Origin of the sequence: Pseudomonas sp. SMV71, assembly GCF_052042015.1 — a bacterium.
In the GTDB taxonomy this organism is placed as follows: domain Bacteria; phylum Pseudomonadota; class Gammaproteobacteria; order Pseudomonadales; family Pseudomonadaceae; genus Aquipseudomonas.
In genome coordinates this window covers 50,610-70,202 of record NZ_JBKGGU010000020.1, presented here as the reverse complement: position 1 = coordinate 70,202, position 19,593 = coordinate 50,610, and the positions used below count along the sequence as shown (strand labels likewise).

Below are 19,593 nucleotides of genomic sequence, written 5' to 3'. Positions count from 1 at the left end.
GAAGAGCCTTAAATGACCGACTATAAAGCCACGCTAAACCTTCCGGACACCGCCTTCCCTATGAAGGCCGGCCTGCCTCAGCGCGAACCACAGATTCTGCAGCGTTGGGACAGCATTGGCCTGTACGGTAAGTTGCGCGAAATTGGCAAGGATCGTCCGAAGTTCGTCCTGCACGACGGCCCTCCGTACGCCAACGGCACCATTCATATCGGTCACGCGCTGAACAAGATTCTCAAGGACATGATCATCCGCTCCAAGACCCTGTCGGGTTTTGACGCGCCTTATGTTCCGGGCTGGGACTGCCATGGCCTGCCGATCGAGCACAAGGTGGAAGTTACCCACGGCAAGAACCTGGGCGCGGACAAGACCCGCGAACTGTGCCGTGCCTACGCCACCGAGCAGATCGAGGGGCAGAAGTCCGAGTTCATCCGTCTCGGCGTGCTGGGCGACTTCGCCAACCCGTACAAGACCATGGATTTCAAGAACGAAGCCGGCGAAATCCGTGCCTTGGCGAAGATCGTCGAGGGTGGTTTCGTGTTCAAGGGCCTCAAGCCGGTGAACTGGTGCTTCGATTGCGGTTCGGCCCTGGCCGAGGCGGAAGTCGAGTACGAGAATAAGAAGTCCTCGACCATCGATGTGGCCTTCCCGATCGCCGATGAAGACAAGCTGGCCGCCGCGTTCGGCCTGGGCAAGTTGGGCAAGCCGGCCTCCATCGTGATCTGGACCACCACTCCATGGACCATCCCGGCCAACCAGGCGCTGAACGTCCATCCGGAGTTCAACTACGCCCTGGTCGATGTGGGCGACAAGCTGCTGGTGCTGGCCGAAGAACTGGTCGAATCCTGCCTGTCCCGCTACGGCCTGGAAGGCTCGGTGCTGGCCACCGCTCCCGGCTCGGCGCTGGAGCTGATCAATTTCCGTCACCCGTTCTATGACCGCCTGTCGCCGGTCTACCTGGCCGACTACGTGGAACTGGGCGCAGGCACCGGCGTGGTTCACTCCGCACCGGCCTATGGCGTGGACGACTTCGTGACCTGCAAGAAATACGGCATGGTCAACGACGACATCCTCAACCCGGTGCAAAGCAATGGCGTGTACGTGCCATCGCTGGAATTCTTCGGCGGCCAGTTCATCTGGAAAGCCAACCCGGCCATCGTCGACAAGCTGACCGAAGTCGGTGCGCTGCTGCACACCACCGTCATCGAACACAGCTACATGCACTGCTGGCGCCACAAGACCCCGCTGATCTACCGCGCCACCGCGCAGTGGTTCATCGGCATGGACAAGCAGCCCGCCAATGGCGACACCCTGCGCCAACGCTCGCTCAAGGCCATCGAAGACACCAAGTTCGTCCCGGCCTGGGGCCAGGCGCGCCTGCACTCGATGATCGCCAACCGTCCGGACTGGTGCATCTCCCGCCAGCGCAACTGGGGCGTGCCGATCCCGTTCTTCCTGAACAAGGAAAGCGGTGAGCTGCACCCGCGCACCGTCGAGCTGATGGAAGAGGTCGCCAAGCGCGTTGAAGTCGAAGGCATCGAAGCCTGGTTCAAGATGGACGCCGCCGAACTGCTGGGCGACGAAGCGCCGCTGTATGACAAGATCAGCGACACCCTGGACGTCTGGTTCGATTCCGGCACCACCCACTGGCACGTGCTGCGCGGCTCGCACCCGATGGGCCACGAGACCGGCCCGCGTGCCGACCTCTACCTTGAAGGTTCGGACCAGCACCGCGGCTGGTTCCATTCGTCCTTGCTGACCGGTTGCGCCATCGACGACCACGCGCCCTACCGCGAGTTGCTGACCCACGGTTTTACCGTCGACGAGGCCGGTCGCAAGATGTCCAAGTCCCTGGGCAACGTGATTGCGCCGCAGAAGGTCAACGACACCCTGGGCGCCGACATCATGCGCCTGTGGGTCGCGTCCACCGACTACTCTGGCGAAATGGCCGTTTCCGAGCAGATCCTGCAACGCAGCGCGGATGCCTATCGTCGTATCCGTAACACTGCGCGCTTCCTGCTCTCGAACCTGACCGGTTTCAACCCGGCCACCGACCTGCTGCCAGCCGAGGACATGCTCGCGCTGGACCGTTGGGCCGTGGACCGTACCCTGTTGCTGCAACGCGAGTTGCAGGAGCATTACGGCGAATATCGCTTCTGGAACGTCTACTCCAAGATCCACAACTTCTGCGTGCAGGAGCTGGGTGGTTTCTACCTCGACATCATCAAGGATCGCCAGTACACCACCGGTGCCAACAGCCAGGCACGCCGCTCGTGCCAGAGCGCGCTGTTCCACATCAGCGAGGCGCTGGTGCGCTGGATCGCGCCGATCCTGGCGTTCACCGCCGACGAACTGTGGGAGTACCTGCCGGGCGAGCGCAACGAGTCGGTGATGCTCAACACCTGGTACGAAGGCCTGACCGAGTTGCCGCAAGGTTTCGAGCTGGACCGTGCGTACTGGGATCGGATCATGGCGGTCAAGGCGGCGGTCAACAAGGAAATGGAGATCCAGCGCGCGGCCAAGGCTGTCGGTGGCAACCTGCAGGCTGAAGTAACCCTTTATGCCGAAGAAGCCCTGAGCGCCGACCTGGCGAAACTGGGCAACGAGCTGCGCTTCGTGCTGATCACCTCCACTGCCAGTGTCGCGCCGTTGGTGCAGGCGCCGGCCGATGCGGTGGTGACCGAAGTGGCTGGCCTGAAACTCAAGGTGGTCAAGTCGAGTTTCGTCAAGTGCGCCCGTTGCTGGCACTGCCGTGAAGACGTCGGCGTGAACCCGGAGCATCCGGAAATCTGCGGTCGCTGCGTCGACAACATCAGCGGCAGCGGCGAGGTTCGCCACTATGCCTAACGCAGCGGGTCGTTTCGGACGGCTGGGCTGGCTCTGGTTGAGCGTGCTGGTACTGGTCATCGACCAGGCCAGCAAGTTCTACTTCGAGAACTCGCTGACGATGTACCAGCAGATTGTGATCATCCCTGATTACTTCAGCTGGACGCTGGCCTACAACACCGGCGCGGCGTTCAGCTTCCTGGCCGACAGTTCCGGCTGGCAGCGCTGGTTGTTCGCGCTGATCGCCATCGTCGTCAGCGGCGTGCTGGTGGTCTGGCTCAAGCGCTTGGGGCGCAACGAGACCTGGCTGGCCGTGGCGCTGGCGCTGGTACTCGGTGGCGCGCTGGGCAACCTGTACGACCGCATCGCCCTGGGTCATGTGATCGATTTCATCCTGGTGCACTGGCAGAACCGCTGGTATTTCCCGGCGTTCAACTTTGCCGACAGCGCTATTACCGTGGGCGCCGTGATGCTCGCCCTGGACATGTTCAAGAGCAAGAAAACCGGAGAGGCCGTCCATGACTGAGCAGCGTATCGCTCAAAACACCGAAGTGAAGCTGCACTTCGCCCTGCACCTGGAAAACGGTGACACCGTCGACAGCACCTTCGACAAGGCGCCGGCGGTGTTCAAGGTCGGCGACGGCAACCTGTTGCCTGGCTTCGAGGCGGCGATCTTCGGTTTCAAGGCCGGCGACAAGCGCACCGTGGTCGTACCGCCGGAAAATGCCTTTGGTCAGCCCAACCCGCAAAACGTGCAGACCATGCCACGCTCCCAATTCCAGGACATGGAACTGTCCGAGGGGTTGCTGGTGATCTTCAACGATGCGGCCAACACTGAATTGCCGGGTGTGGTGAAGGCGTTCGACGACGCTCAGGTGACCGTGGATTTCAACCATCCACTGGCGGGCAAGACCTTGAATTTCGAAGTGGAGATTCTTGAGGTCAAGGCTCTGTAACTGGCCGAATGCGGTCAAGTGTGGGAGCGGGCTTGCTCGCGAATACGGTCTGTCAGCCAAGATCATTGTTGGATGTCAGGTCCTCTTCGCGAGCAAGCCCGCTCCCACAAGGTATTTCCATTGTGTTCGAGCCCTTCGTTCGATCAACAGGCCAGACACGAGGCACAGCATGCAAATCAAACTCGCCAACCCCCGTGGCTTCTGCGCCGGTGTGGACCGGGCGATCGAAATCGTCAACCGCGCCCTGGAAGTCTTCGGGCCGCCGATCTATGTGCGTCACGAAGTAGTCCACAACAAATTCGTCGTCGAGGACCTGCGCAGTCGCGGGGCTATTTTCGTCGAGGAACTGGACCAGGTGCCGGACGACGTCATCGTGATATTCAGCGCCCATGGCGTTTCCCAGGCGGTGCGTACCGAAGCCGCCGGGCGTGGCCTGAAGGTGTTCGACGCGACCTGCCCATTGGTGACCAAGGTGCACATTGAGGTGGCGCGCTATAGTCGCGACGGTCGCGAGTGCATCCTGATCGGCCACGAAGGGCACCCGGAAGTCGAAGGCACCATGGGCCAGTACGACGCCAGTAACGGTGGCGCGATCTACTTGGTCGAGGACGAGGAAGACGTTGCGGCCCTGCAGGTACGCAACCCCGAGAGCCTGGCCTTTGTCACCCAGACCACCTTGTCCATGGACGACACCAGTCGGGTGATCGACGCCTTGCGTGCGCGCTTCCCGGCCATCGGCGGACCACGCAAGGACGATATCTGCTATGCCACGCAGAATCGCCAGGACGCGGTCAAACAACTGGCCAATGAATGCGATGTGGTCCTGGTGGTCGGTAGCCCGAACAGCTCCAACTCCAACCGCCTGCGTGAGCTGGCCGAGCGCATGTCTACCCCGGCCTACCTGATCGACGGCGCCGAAGACATGCAACGCAGCTGGTTCGATGGCGTCGAGCGGATCGGCATCACCGCCGGTGCGTCAGCGCCGGAAGTGCTGGTGCGCGGGGTCATCCAGCAATTGCAGGCCTGGGGCGCGACCGGTGCCGATGAGCTGGCCGGACGTGAGGAAAACATCACGTTCTCCATGCCCAAGGAACTACGGGTCCGCTCGCTGCTTTAAGCCTTTTTCGCACAAGGCCTGCTCGGCTGCATGGCTGCGCAGGCTGACGCGCCCGGTGGGTGCCAGTACGACTTGATGGTGGCTGATCGGACCCTGTTTTTCACAAACATGGAGCGTTCCCGAGTGAAAGGCGCCACTGCGCCATACTGCCTGACCATGGCTGGCGAACCTGACCGAACGTTTCATTGCCCAGTTGCCAATGATACGAGCGCCGTTGCTGCGCTGTGTCAGCAACGCCTGGTCATCACCGTCCAGGATGATTTGCCACCCTTGGCTCCAATCGTTGTCTATCCCTCTGAATGCCACCGTCCGGTTGCGCGTGATGGCTTCGCTTCGCGCGGTGCGCAAGCCGCTGGCCAGCAGCTGGGCGGCGTCTTTGCGCTCGATGGATTCGATGAGTGTCTTATAGCTGGATCCCGCCCATGACAGAACAATCGTGGCAATCGCCAGTCCCATGAGCAGTTCGATCAGGCTGAAACCCTGTTGGTGCATGATGTCTCCTCCCTGGAGAGCGTGAAACGGCGAGATGTGCGAGCAATTGTGGCGCAGAGCTTCTGTGGCGAGGGAGCTTGCTCCCGCTGGCTGCGCAGCAGCCCAAAAAGAGCAGCCGCCAGCCGCCGAGCGGGAGCGGGCTTGCTCGCCACAGGCACCGGTTTGTTCTAGCGTTGTAAAAGCAGGTATAGCCGACGGCAACGGAGGGCATCGATGGATCTTCGTACAAAAGGTTTCACGCTGATCGAGGTGCTGGTGGCGATCGGCGTGCTGCTGATCCTGATCACCCTGGCGGTGCCGGCGTTTACCGGCTCGATGCAAGGCACCAAGGCCGATACCGAGATTGGCGATCTGCGGCGGGCGCTGAATTTTGCACGGATGGAAGCGATCGACCGAGGCACCATCATCCGCATACGCCCCACGACCCTGGGCGGTGTCTGGAGCGGCGAATTGTCGGTCTACGACAGTACTGGCACGCCGGCCAATGTATTGCGGGTTGTTCCAGCGATGGGCAGCGGCGTGACTCTGACGCTAACCTCTGATGTGACCAGCATTGATTTCAACAACCTGGGCGGCTTATCGGCGCCGTCCACTGCGGTGAGCTTCAATTACGTGCGCGGGGCGCAAAGCAGGACGCTGATTGTTTGCCTCAATGGAAGAATCGTATTGGGTGGAAGTTGCGGATGACGGATTGCAGTAAAAAGGCACAGGAGGGCATGACGCTGATCGAGGTGCTGGTGGCCGTGCTGATCCTCGGCGTGGGGCTGCTGGGGGCGGCGATGATCCAGCTCAATGCGCTCAAATACACCGACAGCTCGCGCATGACCAGCCAGGCCAGTTTCATCGCCTACGACCTGCTGGACCGCATTCGCGCCAATTCCGGCGCCGACTACACTATCACGCCGCCCGGTTCGCCCAATCTCAACGTGGCAAGGGACCAGGACCTCTACGATTTCAAGACCAACATCATTGCCTTTGGCGGTGCCACGGCCACCGGCACCGTTGCCTTGAACCAGCGGGTCTACACCATCACCATTTCCTGGGATGATGCGCGAGCGGCCAATACCACCAATGCGGCCGATGCGCGACGCAGCTTCGTGCTGACCAGTCGCGTTGCCGTCGACCCGATCGCGGCGCCGTCGCCATGAACAGGCGCAGCCGGGGGTTCGGCCTGATCGAACTGATGATCGCGCTGGTACTCAGCCTGATTGTCGTACTGGGCGTCGTGCAGGTTTTCATCGCTGCCAAGAACACTTATGTCAGCCAGGGCGCCGCAGCGGTGATGCAGGAAGATGCCCGGTTCGCCCTGAGCAAGATGCTCCAGGAGCTGCGCATGGTGGGCATGTTCGGTTGCCTGGCAAACATCACCGACGCCTCCTCGGCGGGGGATTTCAATGCCAGCCAGATCACCCCGATCCGTTGGGACAATGCGAACCTCAAACTGACCCTGGTGGCAGCGGATGTAGGCAACAGTGGCGGGACGCCCACCTGGACCGTGGTTTCCGATTGTCGCACCTCGGCCACTGCCTATACCGGCGTTAGGGCACCGGCGGCCGGGCAGATGGCCTTTCCGATCAGGCGACTGATCTACAGTTTCAGCAATAACCAGCTGCTGATGGGCGTACAGACACCCGGCGGGCCTGCCAACCCGACCATGGCTGTGCTGGTGGATAACGTCCGATCCTTCAACGTGATGTTCGGCGTGGCGAGCAGTGCCACGGACATCGCAGCGTCGAGCTACAACAGCAACCCGTCCGACCCTGCACTGATCCGCAGCGTGCGCTTGACGTTGACGCTCTTCGATCCGAAGAACGCCGTGCGCGAGCAGACCTACAGCGTGGTTGCCGCGTTGCGCAACCGGCTGTTGTGAGGGGCTTATCATGAACCCGACGCCCCAGAGATCCAAGCAGCGTGGCATGGCCTTGTTGGTCAGCCTGGTGTTCCTGTTGTTGCTGACGCTGATCGGCCTGTCGTCGATGCAGAGCGCCACACTCCAGGAAAAAATGACCAGCAGCGTCATGCAGCGCAACCAGTCCTTCCAGCTTGCCGAGGCGGCGCTGCGGATGGGCGAGAGCGCCGTACAGGTCGAGACCTATTCCCTGCCGGTCTGTTCCACCGCGATTCAATGTGCACCGCCTGCCGAGTCGGCGACCCTGACGGCAGCCGGGCGCAACTCTACTTCCGGCGTTACCTGGGTGGCCGTCCCTGGCGGGTTCTATGGCGTGCAGAACATCGGCACTACCCTCACGGCGGTCAACGTCCCCAGCAATATATCGGCGACGCTTTACCGGATCACGGCGGTAGCGGTGATAGACAATAACCAGCGCAGCGTAGTGGAGAGCATTTATGCGAAATACTGAGGCGCGCCGCAGCTGGAAGCAGATGATCCTGGGCGCGTTGCTCAGCCTTTATCTGACGGCTCCGGCCTACGCATTCACGCCCTCGGATTCGCCATTGCTGAGTGCGGGTGCGGTTACGCCAAACGTGATGTTGCTGATCGATGACTCGGGAAGCATGAACAACATCATCTGGGCATCAGGGTTCGACCCGACGGTGGCGCGACCCACCGTGTACACCTGTGAGTCCAGCACAAGCTGCAACAGCATCGCCGAGATGGATATGGAAAACAGCAACGTGTTGCTGGGGAGTCTGTTGCGTGGGGGCTGTTCGACCGCTGGCAACTGGTACGGGTTTTATCGCAGCAATCTCGGGCGGGTCTGCCTGAGGCTGCCGGACCCGGTGGGCGGTGGCAACACCCGCTATTCGGCAAACTACCTGTCGTATCTGTTGACGCTCGCCAACGGCACGAGCCGCGACTTCACCACCGGTACGATCCCCAACGACTATCGGATCAACGTGGCGCGGGATGTTTCCACGGACCTGGTGACCAGCAACCGCGCGTTGCGCATTGGCCTGGCCACCTTCAACCCTCCCAGCAGCACCAACTCCGGTCCTGGGGGCTATATCGCCCGGGCGGTCAGTGACCTGTCTCCTGTCAGCGGCAGCGTGACCCAGACCCAGGCCAATGCCAACTACACCGCGCTGATCAATGCCATTAACGGGCTGGGGGCCGTGGCGAATACCCCGCTCGCCGAAAGCTATTACGAGGTCACACGATATTTCCGGGGTATCGCGCCCTACTACAACGGCACGCCAGCCACCTACACCAGTCCGATCCAGTACCGTTGCCAGAAGAACTTCGGCGTGGTGATCACCGACGGTCTGCCCACCTATGACCGGACCTTCCCCACCAATGATCCGCAGGGCACCCCGGCGGGCGGTGCCCGCTTGCCGAACTGGGATGGGATCAGCAGCAACGATGGCGGCAATCCCAACGGCGACGGGGAGGGCGATACGCTTTACCTGGACGACATCGCCAAGTTCGCCTTCGACATCGACATGCGTTCCACTGGCAACGACGCCACCGGCAAAAGCTGGAACTCAGGGGATTTCCCCCGCCAGTACCTCAACACTTATACCGTGGGTTTTACCGCCACCAACCAGATGTTGTCCGACGCCGCCCGCTATGGCGCCGGTCGGTACTACCAGGCGAGCGACAGCGAGGGTCTGAGTTCGGCCTTGTCTTCGGCCCTGAGTGACATTACCTCCAAGGCCGGGTCGGGGGGCGGTGGCGCCACCAACGGCGCTTCGTTATCCAGTACCTCAAGCTTCTACCAGACCACCTACGATCCCAAGGACTGGCGCGGGACCATCCGGGCGTTTGGTTTCAACGCCGACGGTACTGTCAACACCGCAGCGGTGCAGTGGACCACCGACACCGCCATCGTGCCCGGTGCCACCGCCCCCATCTACCAATCCTGGAACACTGCGACCAATGCCCCGGTGACCTTGGCCTATGGCAACTTCTCGCCCACCCAGCAGGCCATCCTCAACCAGAACCTGCCCACGGGTGTTACCGGCAATGACCTGGTGGAGTGGAGCAAGGGCGTCAACAAGACCGGTCTGAAGGTACGCAGCGCGTTGCTGGGGGACATCATCAATTCGCCGCTGGTGCAAGCATCGCCCAACGACCAGACCGCCGCAGACCTGCTCAACGACACCAGCTACAGCACCTACCTGGCGACCAAGGCAACGAACATGAGCGCCAGCCTGGTGGTAAACGCCAACGATGGTTTCTTCAGTGTCATCAACAGCGCCAACGGCACGCGGCGTTACGCCTATATGCCATCGAGCGTATTGCCTTCCCTGGAAAGTATCGCGGAACCCACTTACATCAATGGGGTGGGACACCAGTTCCTGGTGGACGGCCAGGTCGGCGTCTTTGATGCGCAGGCAGGCAGCGTCTGGAAGACCTTGGCCCTGGGCGGGACAGGGGCAGGCGGAAGGACTTTCTATGCGGTGCAGTTGTTCGATGCGGCGGCAGGCAATGTGCTCCGGGCCTTGTGGGAAATCAGCGCACCGGCGGTGGCCAGCACCGCCAACACGTTCAACGACCTGGGTTATGCCTACGCTCGTCCGGAAGTCGCACGCCTGGCGGACGGTCGTTGGGCGGCGTTCATTGCCAACGGATACGGCAGCAACAGTGGTGTGGCAGCGCTATACGTGGTGGATATCCGGGACGGTTCGTTGATCCGCAAGATCGTCATCAACAGTAGCGAAACCGATAACGGGCTGTCCTCGGTCAAGCTTCGGGTCAACTCGCAGAACGTGGTGCAAGCCGCTTACGGTGGCGACCTGAAGGGACGGATGTGGAAGTTCGACCTCAGCGGCACTTCCCCGGCCGCCTGGGGGCTGGCGTTTGCCGGCCAGCCATTGTTCACCGCACCCGGCGGTGCCACCCAGCCGATCACCGTGCAGCCGCTGCTGGCGGACAACCCCCAGGGCGGCACCCAGGTGTTTTTCGGCACCGGTAAATTCAATGAGGCGACCGACAAACTCACCAAGGATCTGCAGGCGTTCTACTCGATCTGGGACGCCACGGGTGGTGCTGGGCAGATCACCGTGTCGAGCTTGCAGGCCCAATCGATCACCGGTGTGTTTTCCGGCAGCACCGGGCAGTTCGTGACCACCAGCCAGACTGACGTGACGTACCCTGCCAAGAAAGGCTGGTACCTGCCCCTGATCTATAACAATGTGCTGACCGGCGAGCGGGTGATCAACCCGGCCAATCTGGTGCTTGGGCGCGTGGTCTTTACCACCGCCGCAGTGGACACCACCGACCCTTGTGCTGCCTTCGGTACCGGCAAACTGATCGAATTGGATGCGTTCAACGGTAAGATGCTCAACTACGCAGTGCTCGACACCAATGGAGACGGCACGCTCAGCAACCTCGACACGATTTCGGCGGGCGTGGTGTTCAGCGGCGGTATCCCTACCTTGAGTGCGGTGGTCAATACCAGCGGGGCCACCAACATGATCGTGAACGACTCCAGCGGCGGCATTACCAACCTGCTGGAGAAAACAGTCGGCGGCAGCCGCCGCATCATGTGGCGGCAAGTACAGTGAGGTAAGGTATGCGCAGATCCAACCGGGGTTTCACCTTGATCGAAATCATGATCGTGATCGCGATCATCGGTATCTTGGTCACCGTCGGCTATCCAAGCCTGACCGAATACATGAAGAAGGGCCGACGCACCGAAATTGCCGGGCTGTTGTCGGAGCAGGCGCAGATCCTCGAGCGTTATTACTCCAAGAACAACGTCTACACCAACGCGACCGGCCTGAGTAGCGGGAACGACTTCTACACCATCAACCAGACGCTGGCGGACCAGAGCTTCACCCTGACCGCCGTGCGAAAGAGTGGCTCGTCCATGGCCACGGACAAATGCGGTGATTTCACCCTCAACAACACCGGCGCGCGCGGCATGATCAACGCTGCTGCGGGGCTGACCACCAAGGATTGCTGGGGTCGCTGAGTTTTCTTATTCGGGCGCGGTCTTGCGTCCTCTGTCTTATGAGTCGAATCAAAACATGACCAAGCAACAGCAGGTGGTGATTGTCGGCGGCGGAGTCATCGGCCTGCTGACGGCGTTCAATCTGGCGTCCGAAGGGCAATCCGTGGTGTTGCTGGAGCGCTCCGGCGTCGGCCAGGAAGCGTCCTGGGCCGGCGGTGGAATCGTCTCGCCACTGTACCCCTGGCGCTACAGCCCGGCGGTCACGGCGCTGGCGCATTGGTCGCAGGATTTTTATCCACAACTGGGGCAGCGGCTGTTCGCCGCCACCGGCATCGACCCGCAGGTGCATGTCACCGGGCTGTATTGGCTGGACCTGGATGACCAGGACGAGGCGCTGGCCTGGGCCGAGCGGGAAGGCCGACCGCTGCGCGCCGTGGATGTCTCGGCGGTCCATGATGCGGTGCCGGTGCTGGGCGCGGGCTTTTCTCGGGCGATTTACATGGCCGACGTTGCCAACGTGCGCAATCCGCGGTTGGTGAAGTCCCTGAAGGCGGCGTTGCAAGCCCTGCCCAATGTCACGCTGCATGAGCACTGTGAAGTCAGTGGCTTCATACGCGACGCTGATCGGGTGGTCGGGGTGGACAGTTCGACAGGACCAATCCGGGGCGATCAGGTGGTGCTGGCTGCGGGAGCTTGGAGCGGTGAGTTGCTCAAGACGTTGGGGCTCAAATTGCCAGTCGAACCGGTCAAGGGGCAAATGATTCTGTACAAGTGCGCGTCGGATTTCCTGTCGAGCATGGTCCTGGCCAAGGGGCGCTATGCGATACCGCGTCGCGATGGGCATATTCTGGTCGGTAGCACCCTGGAGCATGAAGGTTTCGACAAGACGCCGACCGATGTTGCGCTGGAGAGTCTGAAGGCCTCGGCGCAACAGCTGATCCCGGCGCTGGCCGAGGCTGAGGTGGTGGGGCACTGGGCCGGATTGCGACCCGGATCGCCGGAGGGTATTCCGTACATCGGCGAAGTGCCGGGGTTTGCGGGCTTGTGGCTGAACTGTGGGCATTATCGCAATGGGTTGGTGTTGGCGCCGGCTTCGTGTCAGTTGTTTGTCGATGTGATGTTGGGGCGGGAGCCGGTGATTGATCCTGCGCCTTATGCGCCGGCGGGGCGGTTGTAGGGGCAGGCGGGTGGCCTTTCACTTTGGGGGAGCACTCCGTGGGAGCAAAGCTTGCTCGCGAAGACAGTTGACCTATCTCTCTCGGTCGTACGCTGATTCAATTGTGGGAGCGAGCTTGCTCGCGATGGCGGCCTGATTGTCGGTCGCGGTTCTGTTGACCGAGTACATATCCATTTCTGCGGTAACGGCGGCTTAGGGTTCCGCCCTGACGGCGGCTCACTTTTGAGAAGCGCAAAAGTAAGCAAAACGCTCTTGCCCCACCACTGGGCACCTCGCTTACGCTCGGTGTTCCCTCACTCCGGCATTGCTCCGTGGGCCCGCCGCGATGGGCCCTCCATGGCCCTGCGCGGCTATCCCGGCATCCATGCCGGGATGCCCACTACGCAACACCTGCGTTCGGCCCTTGTGGTTAACGGGGCGCCCAGATCAAAAGCAAAAGCAAAAGCAAAGCAAAAGCGAGGCGGCCTATCTGGATGGCTCGCGACGACGTATTGCCTTGGCTGTACGGCAACTGATTGAACTGGGCGAGTTGCTGGCTAATCAAGTGCTGGGTGAGGGAGTCCTGGTGACTGAAGCCTAGAGGGCACCGCTCGGGCTCCCAAGACAGACACCTACCCGTGGCGAGGGAGCTTGCTCCCGCTGGGCTGCGCAGCAGCCCCAATGAGCAGCAACGCAGATCCATCTGGCACACCGAGGTGTCAGGATTCGGGTCTGCTTCGCAGCCCAGTGGGAGCAAGCTCCCTCGCCACGGCGGGCACTGTCAGCCCTGCGGCTGTGCTAATCCAACCCCAACTTCTTCAACCGATACCGCATTGACCGAAACGATAGTTTCAAGCGTTGCGCCGCCGCCGTGCGGTTCCAGCGGGTTTCTTCCAGGGCCTGGAGGATGAGTCTGCGTTCGACGTTTTCCAGATAGTCTTCCAGGTTGTCGACCTGAGTCAGTTCTGGATTGGCTGTATCCCCATTGCTGCCCTCGGCCAGGCGCAGGTCGTCGGCTTCGATCTGTTGGTGTTCGCACAGGGTGTAGGCCCGTTCGAGCATGTTCTCCAGCTCGCGCACGTTGCCGGGAAAACGGTAGTTCAGCAGGGCTTCGAGGGCTTTGGGATGCAGCTTGACTGCCGGGCTGCCCGTGCTGGTCGCCAGGCGCTGAAGCATATGGTTGGCCAGCGGTTCGATGTCTTCGCGGCGCTCGCGCAGGGGCGGGACGCGCAGTTCGATCACGTTCAGTCGGTAGTACAAGTCCTGGCGGAAGCGACCGGCGGTGACTTCGGCGTCGAGGTCTTTGTGGGTGGCGCAGAGGATGCGCACATCCACCACTTCCTCCTGCTGGCCGCCGATGGCGCGCACGGCCTTTTCCTGGATCGCTCGCAGCAGCTTCACTTGCATCGCCAACGGCAGGTCGGCCACTTCATCGAGAAACAGGGTTCCGCCCTGAGCGGCCTGGAACAACCCGGGCTTGTCTTCGATGGCGCCGCTGAAGCTGCCTTTTCGATGGCCAAAGAATTCGCTTTCCACCAACTCGGTGGGAATCGCCCCACAGTTGACCGGCACGAACGCCTGGCTTGAACGAGGGCCCTGGTCATGGATCAACCGCGCGACCAGTTCCTTGCCGCAACCCGATTCCCCGCTGATGTACACCGGTGCCTGGCTGCGGGCGAGTTTTTCGATCTGCTTGCGCACGTTGCGCATCGGCGGTGAGTCGCCCAGCAGACGACGTTCGATGGTCGTGGTCGGCGTTGCGACCGGCAGGCGCAGGGCGCTGTTGACCAGCTCGCGCAGGCGCGCCAGGTCGACCGGCTTGGTCAGGAAGTCGAAAGCACCGGCCTTGAGGGCGTCGATGGCGGTTTCCAGGCTGCCGTAGGCGGTGATCATCGCCACCGGCAATTGCGGGTAGCGCTGCTGGATGTGTTGCACCAGTTCCAGGCCGGTGCCGTCGGGCAGGCGCATGTCGGTCAGGCACAGGTCGAATGCCTCGTCTGCCAGCAGACCCTGGGCTTCGGCGAGGTTCTTGGCGCTGCGGGTGTCGAGTTTCATCCTTCCCAGGGTGATGTCCAGGAGTTCGCGGATGTCCGGTTCGTCATCGACGATCAGGATTCGTTGCCGTGAGCGAGTATTCAAATCTGTTTCCGTCCGTGAGCAAAGGTAATGCGAAAGCAACCGCCGCCTTGGCGTGGTTTGAAGTCTAGGCGGGCCTGGTTGCTTTCGCACAGCTCACGGGACAGATAGAGCCCAAGGCCGGTGCCCTGGCTGCTGGTGGTGAAGAAGGGTTCGAACAGGTGCGCCTGCTGCTGCGGCGTCACACCGGGGCCATTGTCGATGATGTCCAGGGTGGACAACTGGCTATGGGGGTCGATGAACAGTTTCAGCCAGGCCTCGGCCGGTTCATGGAGCATGGCACTGTGGCGCCAGGCGTTGCGCAGCAGGTTGTCGAGCACTTGGGTCAGTTGGTCCGGGTCCATCAACGTGACGTAGTCGCCTGGGTCTATGCTCAGGTGCAATTGCTGTTCGCCCGCATGCTCGCGTGTCCGGCGCACGAATTGTTCGAGCCAGGTGCGCAGGTCCAGGCGCTGGGGCGTGGAGGTCTGGCGGCGGGACAGTTGCAGGACATTTTCAATGACGCGATTCATTCGTTGGGAGTGATCTTGAATAATCTGCGTCAGACGCCGATCCGCAGCGTTCAGTTCCTCGGACTCACGCAGCAGTTGCGCTGCGTGGCTGATCGCCCCCAGCGGATTGCGGATTTCATGGGAGATGCCGGCGGTGAGTCGTCCCAGCGACGCCAGTTTCAATTGCTGGGCCTGCTGGGCAACCTGGGCCTGGTCTTCGAGAAAGACCAGGATCTGGCGCTGGTCGTCGTACCCCAGGGCAATGAAACTCGGCTGCAAGGTCAGGCCGGTGCCGCTGACGGTCAGGCTGGGTGGACGCAGGCTGGGGTTGTTCAGCCACAATTGCAGCCGCTCGACCAGAGCGCTGGAATAGTCGTCGATCTGCTGGCCGACCAGGTCGTGCATGCCCAACAGGTGCAGCGCGCTCTCGTTGGCCAGTTGCACCCGGCGCTGACGATCGAGGACCAGAATGCCGGTGCGCATGCGCTGCAGGATCAAGGCATTGAGCGCTTCCAGGCCGACCACTTCGCTGGCCCGTCGCTCGGCCAGGGTTTCGCTGGCTTCCAGGCGTCGGTTAAGGCCTTGCACCAACAGGGCTGCGGCGAAGCACAACGCCCCCAGGGTGCCGGCCTGTAGATAGTTGCTGGGACGGTTCGAGTCGCTCAAACCCAGGAAGAAGCTGGAGCCTACGATGCCGAGCGTCGCCACGGCCGCGATCAGCAAGCCCAGCCGGCCACGCAGCAGCGTATTGCCGATGGCGACCGAGACGATGATCAGGTTGCCGATGGCGCTGGGGGCGCCGCCCGCGACATAGAACAGCCATGAGAGCAACAGCACATCGGCAAGCGTCAGGCCGAACAGACGGGCAGGGTGGCGGGTGTTTTCGAGGAACACCACCAGCAGGATATTCAGCACAAGATACAACCAGCTGCCACTGCGCAGCAGGTCGTCGTTGGCGAATTCCAGCAACCGGTTGTCCATGTTGCTGGAAATCAGCAGCACCAGTGTGATGCCGATGCTCAGGCGGTACAGGTGATAGAGACGCAGCAGGCGCTGCGTCTGTTTGAGGCGCGGGCTCGAAGCCTCAGTGGCCACGAGGATCCGGGCCTTGCTCAAGATGAGCCTGGCTGCAATACCACTGTTGTTCCAGGGCCAGCGCCCGGTCGCGGGGCAGGTGTACGCCGCACTGGGCGCAGCGGACCACCGGCGTTGCGTCGCGCTCGCGGGAGGTGCGAGGGGCGGCGGACGCGCCCTTGTACTTGCGCCAGAACCATACCGCGGCGGCAATCAGGGCGATCCAGAACAGTAAACGAAGCATGATGGGCGGCTTTTCGGCTGATGATCCGGCATTTTAGCCAAGGATAGGAACGGCGCCCAGCGCAATAAAACACAGGCACAAAAAAGGGAGACCGCCGGGTCTCCCTTTATGATTGCTGCCTCGGCGTCAGTCGAACAGGCCGAAGGTCAGATGGCTGAACCAGGACCGGTCGCTGGACTCGTTCTGCGGCTCTTCTTCCTCGATCACGTCGCCGTTTTCGTCCTTGGGCTTGAGCTCGTTCGGAATGGCTTCCTTGGCGTCCTGGAACTGACGCTGAACGTCCTGGTTGGCGCGGGTTTCGCCCGGCGGCAGCGGTGGACGGGATTCGATCAGGCCCAGGGTCGCCTTGCTCAGCCACGAGCGGTTGTCGGCTTCGTCGACCCGCGGCGTGAACTGGCCGTCCACCAGCGATGGGTGGTCCGGGTAGTTCAGCTTCAGGGTTTCCAGGCTGGTGGCCGCCAGGTCGTCCAGGTGCAGGCGCTGGTAGGCTTCGGTCATCACCGCCAGGCCGTCGCCCACCGAAGGGGTTTCCTGGAAGTTTTCCACCACGTAGCGGCCACGGTTGGCGGCGGCGACGTAGGCCTGACGGGTCAGGTAGTAGTCGGCCACGTGGATCTCGTAGGAGGCCAGCAGGTTGCGCAGGTAGATCATGCGCTGCTTGGCGTCCGGCGAGTAGCGACTGTTGGGGAAGCGGCTGGTCAGCTGGGCGAACTCATTGTAGGAGTCGCGCGCAGCGCCCGGGTCACGCTTGGTCATGTCCAGCGGCAGGAAGCGCGCCAGCAGGCCGACATCCTGGTCGAAGGAGGTCAGGCCCTTGAGGTAGTAAGCGTAATCGACGTTCGGGTGCTGCGGATGTAGACGAATGAAACGCTCGGCGGCGGACTTGGCAGCTTCCGGCTCGGCGTTCTTGTAGTTGGCGTAGATCAGCTCCAGTTGAGCCTGATCGGCGTAGCGACCGAACGGATAACGCGACTCCAGGGCCTTGAGCTTGGCGGTGGCGCTGGTGTAGCTGTTGTTGTCCAGGTCTTTCTGAGCCTGTTGGTACAGTTCGACTTCGCTCAGGTTTTCGTCTACGACTTCCTTCGATGAGCAAGCAGCGGTCAATGCGAGGATGGCGATCAGCAGCAGGTGTTTCACTTGCATGGCGGCTTGCGTCCCTATGACGGCCGCTGTCTTGGGCGGGGCCGTCCTGTTATGATGAGCGCCCCGTTGAAAAGCCTCGGGGCAAAAGACGCCGTATTTAACCACAAGCGCGCAGCCGAAACCAAAGGCTGTGCCGACGCCCAGTCCGAGCATGTCCGATAAAATAGAACTCCGCGCAGAGGTGCCGTCCGAATTGGGCGGCCAACGCCTCGATCAAGTCGCCGCCCAACTCTTCGACGAGCATTCGCGCTCGCGCCTTTCCGCCTGGATCAAGGACGGCCGCCTGACGGTGGATGGGGCGGTCGTGCGCCCGCGCGACATCGTCCACGGCGGCGCCATCCTCGAGCTGACCGCCGAGCAGGAGGCCCAGGGTGAATGGGTTGCCCAGGACATCGCCCTGGACATCGTCTACGAAGATGACGACATCCTGGTCATCAACAAACCGGCTGGCCTGGTGGTGCACCCGGCCGCCGGCCATGCCGATGGCACCTTGTTGAATGCCCTGCTGCACCACGTGCCGGACATCATCAATGTCCCGCGTGCCGGCATCGTCCATCGCCTGGACAAGGACACCACCGGCCTGATGGTGGTCGCCAAGACCATCCAGGCCCAGACACAGCTGGTTGCACAACTGCAAAGCCGCAGCGTCAGCCGTATCTATGAATGCATCGTGATTGGCGTGGTCACCGCCGGTGGCAAGATCAACGCGCCGATCGGTCGTCATGGCCAGCAGCGCCAGCGCATGGCCGTGATGGAAGGCGGCAAGCCGGCAGTCAGCCATTACCGCGTGCTCGAACGCTTCCGCTCCCACACCCATGTGCGGGTCAAGCTGGAAACCGGTCGTACCCACCAGATCCGCGTGCACATGGCCCATATCAACTTCCCGTTAGTGGGCGATCCGGCCTACGGCGGTCGTTTCCGCATTCCGCCAGCCGCCAGCGTGACGATGGTCGAGTCGCTGAAGAACTTCCCGCGCCAGGCCCTGCACGCGCGGTTCCTGGAGCTGGATCATCCGACCAGCGGTAAGCGCATGAGCTGGGAATCACCCTTGCCGGATGACTTCGTCTGGCTGCTGACATTGCTCAAGCAGGATCGCGAGGCGTTCGTCGGATGAGTGCCTGGCTGATACCCGACTGGCCCGCGCCGGACCGGGTCAAGGCCTGCGTTACCACCCGTGCGGGCGGCGTCAGCCTGGCGCCGTTCGACAGCCTCAACCTTGGCAACCATGTGGACGATGATCCGCAGGCCGTCGCTGAAAACCGCCGCCGTCTTACTGGCCGATTCGCCATGCGTCCGGCCTGGCTGCAACAGGTCCACGGGATCGAGGTGGTCGAGGCCGACCCGGCACAGGTCATGACCGCCGATGCCAGCTGGACCGCCACGCCGGGTATCGCTTGCACGGCGATGACGGCGGACTGTCTGCCCGTGCTGTTCTGCAATCGCGCCGGCACCCGCGTCGCGGCGGCTCATGCCGGTTGGCGCGGGCTGGTGAACGGCGTGCTGGAGGCCACCCTCGATAGGCTTGCGATGCCAGCGGATCAAATCCTCGCCTGGCTCGGCCCGGCCATCGGCCCGCAGGCCTTCGAAGTCGGCGCCGAGGTGCGTGAAGCGTTCATGGCCGTTCAGCCCGAGGCCGCGAAAGCCTTCGTGCCCAGCCACAACGTCGGCAAATTCCTCGCCGACATCTATGCCCTTGCGCGACTGCGCCTGGCCGCGCGCGGGGTCACGGCGGTCTATGGTGGCGGTATGTGCACCGTGTCCGATCCGCGCTTCTTTTCCTACCGGCGCAATCCGCGCACCGGTCGCTTCGCATCCCTGGTCTGGATCGAGCAATAGAGGTTGTCCGGTTGACCCAGTCCGTTTCAGCGATGGTGGTATCGAATGTAAGACCGCAATCGCGAGCAGGCTCGCTCCCACGGGTTTCCGGATGACTGAGCCTTCGTATATGCCGCAATCCCTTGTGGGAGCGAGCCTGCTCGCGACGCGGTGTGTCAGCTAACCTTTTACCAACCTGACGCAGTGGGTTCGCCCAACAGGTCTTCACTGACTGATCTGCGTCAACAGAGCGCCGCTTGAAACTTCCAGAATCGACCACATCTATAACGG

Annotated in this window: 19 protein-coding genes; 14 read left to right on the top strand and 5 right to left on the bottom strand. The window is 62.1% G+C overall.

Annotation, left to right across the window (positions count from 1 at the left end):
• Nucleotides 1-12: 12 nt before the first annotated feature.
• The 4 genes from ileS to ispH all read left to right on the top strand — a co-directional run bounded on the left by ileS (nt 13) and on the right by ispH (nt 4,896).
• Nucleotides 13-2,844, top strand: a complete 2,832-nt coding sequence (ileS, locus tag ACLEJQ_RS20075; protein ID WP_440797773.1) for an isoleucine--tRNA ligase — start codon at nt 13-15, stop codon at nt 2,842-2,844.
• Entirely contained in the window at nt 2,837-3,349 is a 513-nt protein-coding gene (gene lspA / locus ACLEJQ_RS20070; RefSeq protein ID WP_440797771.1) for a signal peptidase II, read from the top strand. Before ileS ends, lspA begins: the two co-directional genes overlap by 8 nt.
• Nucleotides 3,342-3,779: an FKBP-type peptidyl-prolyl cis-trans isomerase gene (gene fkpB / locus ACLEJQ_RS20065; RefSeq protein WP_440797769.1), complete on the top strand. Its 438-nt coding sequence runs from the start codon at nt 3,342-3,344 to the stop codon at nt 3,777-3,779. Before lspA ends, fkpB begins: the two co-directional genes overlap by 8 nt.
• A gap of 169 nt (nt 3,780-3,948) precedes the next feature.
• Nucleotides 3,949-4,896 (top strand): 4-hydroxy-3-methylbut-2-enyl diphosphate reductase, encoded by a 948-nt coding sequence (gene ispH / locus ACLEJQ_RS20060; protein WP_440797767.1) that lies wholly within the window; start codon nt 3,949-3,951, stop codon nt 4,894-4,896.
• Here ispH and ACLEJQ_RS20055 read toward each other — a convergent pair.
• Nucleotides 4,873-5,388 (bottom strand): GspH/FimT family pseudopilin, encoded by a 516-nt coding sequence (locus tag ACLEJQ_RS20055; protein WP_440797765.1) that lies wholly within the window; start codon nt 5,386-5,388, stop codon nt 4,873-4,875. The genes ispH and ACLEJQ_RS20055 overlap by 24 nt on opposite strands.
• A gap of 213 nt (nt 5,389-5,601) precedes the next feature.
• Here ACLEJQ_RS20055 and ACLEJQ_RS20050 point away from each other — a divergent pair, with 213 nt between their 5' ends.
• The 8 genes from ACLEJQ_RS20050 to ACLEJQ_RS20015 all read left to right on the top strand — a co-directional run bounded on the left by ACLEJQ_RS20050 (nt 5,602) and on the right by ACLEJQ_RS20015 (nt 13,000).
• Nucleotides 5,602-6,075: a GspH/FimT family pseudopilin gene (locus tag ACLEJQ_RS20050; protein ID WP_440797763.1), complete on the top strand. Its 474-nt coding sequence runs from the start codon at nt 5,602-5,604 to the stop codon at nt 6,073-6,075.
• On the top strand, nt 6,072-6,536 hold the full coding sequence (gene pilV, locus ACLEJQ_RS20045) for a type IV pilus modification protein PilV (RefSeq protein ID WP_440797761.1): 465 nt from the start codon (nt 6,072-6,074) through the stop codon (nt 6,534-6,536). The genes ACLEJQ_RS20050 and pilV overlap by 4 nt, the downstream gene beginning before the upstream one ends.
• Nucleotides 6,533-7,258, top strand: a complete 726-nt coding sequence (locus tag ACLEJQ_RS20040; protein ID WP_440797759.1) for a PilW family protein — start codon at nt 6,533-6,535, stop codon at nt 7,256-7,258. The genes pilV and ACLEJQ_RS20040 overlap by 4 nt, the downstream gene beginning before the upstream one ends.
• 10 nt (nt 7,259-7,268) lie before the next feature.
• Nucleotides 7,269-7,748, top strand: coding sequence for a pilus assembly PilX family protein (locus ACLEJQ_RS20035; protein ID WP_440797757.1), 480 nt, complete (start codon nt 7,269-7,271; stop codon nt 7,746-7,748).
• The gene (locus ACLEJQ_RS20030; protein WP_440797755.1) at nt 7,735-10,854 is read left to right on the top strand and encodes a pilus assembly protein; all 3,120 of its coding nucleotides are present in this window, start codon (nt 7,735-7,737) and stop codon (nt 10,852-10,854) included. The genes ACLEJQ_RS20035 and ACLEJQ_RS20030 overlap by 14 nt, the downstream gene beginning before the upstream one ends.
• Before the next feature lie 8 nt (nt 10,855-10,862).
• A complete protein-coding gene (locus ACLEJQ_RS20025; protein WP_440797753.1) occupies nt 10,863-11,264 on the top strand; it encodes a type IV pilin protein in 402 nt (133 codons plus the stop codon).
• A gap of 55 nt (nt 11,265-11,319) precedes the next feature.
• A complete protein-coding gene (thiO, locus tag ACLEJQ_RS20020; protein WP_440797751.1) occupies nt 11,320-12,420 on the top strand; it encodes a glycine oxidase ThiO in 1,101 nt (366 codons plus the stop codon).
• A 325-nt stretch (nt 12,421-12,745) separates the two neighbouring features.
• The gene (locus ACLEJQ_RS20015) at nt 12,746-13,000 is read left to right on the top strand and encodes a DUF6124 family protein (protein WP_440797749.1); all 255 of its coding nucleotides are present in this window, start codon (nt 12,746-12,748) and stop codon (nt 12,998-13,000) included.
• 197 nt (nt 13,001-13,197) lie between these two features.
• Here the strand turns inward: ACLEJQ_RS20015 and ACLEJQ_RS20010 are convergent, their stop codons facing one another.
• The 4 genes from ACLEJQ_RS20010 to ACLEJQ_RS19995 form a co-directional block, all read right to left on the bottom strand.
• Nucleotides 13,198-14,538 carry a sigma-54-dependent transcriptional regulator gene (locus tag ACLEJQ_RS20010; RefSeq protein WP_440797748.1) on the bottom strand — a complete coding sequence of 447 codons (1,341 nt, stop codon included), beginning with the start codon at nt 14,536-14,538 and terminating at the stop codon, nt 13,198-13,200.
• Nucleotides 14,535-16,121 (bottom strand): two-component system sensor histidine kinase NtrB, encoded by a 1,587-nt coding sequence (locus ACLEJQ_RS20005; RefSeq protein ID WP_440797746.1) that lies wholly within the window; start codon nt 16,119-16,121, stop codon nt 14,535-14,537. The genes ACLEJQ_RS20010 and ACLEJQ_RS20005 overlap by 4 nt, the downstream gene beginning before the upstream one ends.
• Entirely contained in the window at nt 16,111-16,344 is a 234-nt protein-coding gene (locus tag ACLEJQ_RS20000; RefSeq protein ID WP_440797744.1) for a PP0621 family protein, read from the bottom strand. The genes ACLEJQ_RS20005 and ACLEJQ_RS20000 overlap by 11 nt, the downstream gene beginning before the upstream one ends.
• A gap of 126 nt (nt 16,345-16,470) precedes the next feature.
• A complete protein-coding gene (locus tag ACLEJQ_RS19995) occupies nt 16,471-17,487 on the bottom strand; it encodes an outer membrane protein assembly factor BamD (protein WP_440797742.1) in 1,017 nt (338 codons plus the stop codon).
• 151 nt (nt 17,488-17,638) lie between these two features.
• Between ACLEJQ_RS19995 and rluD the strand changes: the two genes are divergently transcribed.
• Both rluD and pgeF read left to right on the top strand, forming a co-directional pair.
• Nucleotides 17,639-18,601 carry a 23S rRNA pseudouridine(1911/1915/1917) synthase RluD gene (gene rluD, locus ACLEJQ_RS19990; protein ID WP_440797740.1) on the top strand — a complete coding sequence of 321 codons (963 nt, stop codon included), beginning with the start codon at nt 17,639-17,641 and terminating at the stop codon, nt 18,599-18,601.
• Entirely contained in the window at nt 18,598-19,323 is a 726-nt protein-coding gene (gene pgeF, locus ACLEJQ_RS19985; RefSeq protein WP_440797739.1) for a peptidoglycan editing factor PgeF, read from the top strand. The genes rluD and pgeF overlap by 4 nt, the downstream gene beginning before the upstream one ends.
• Nucleotides 19,324-19,593 lie beyond the last annotated feature (270 nt).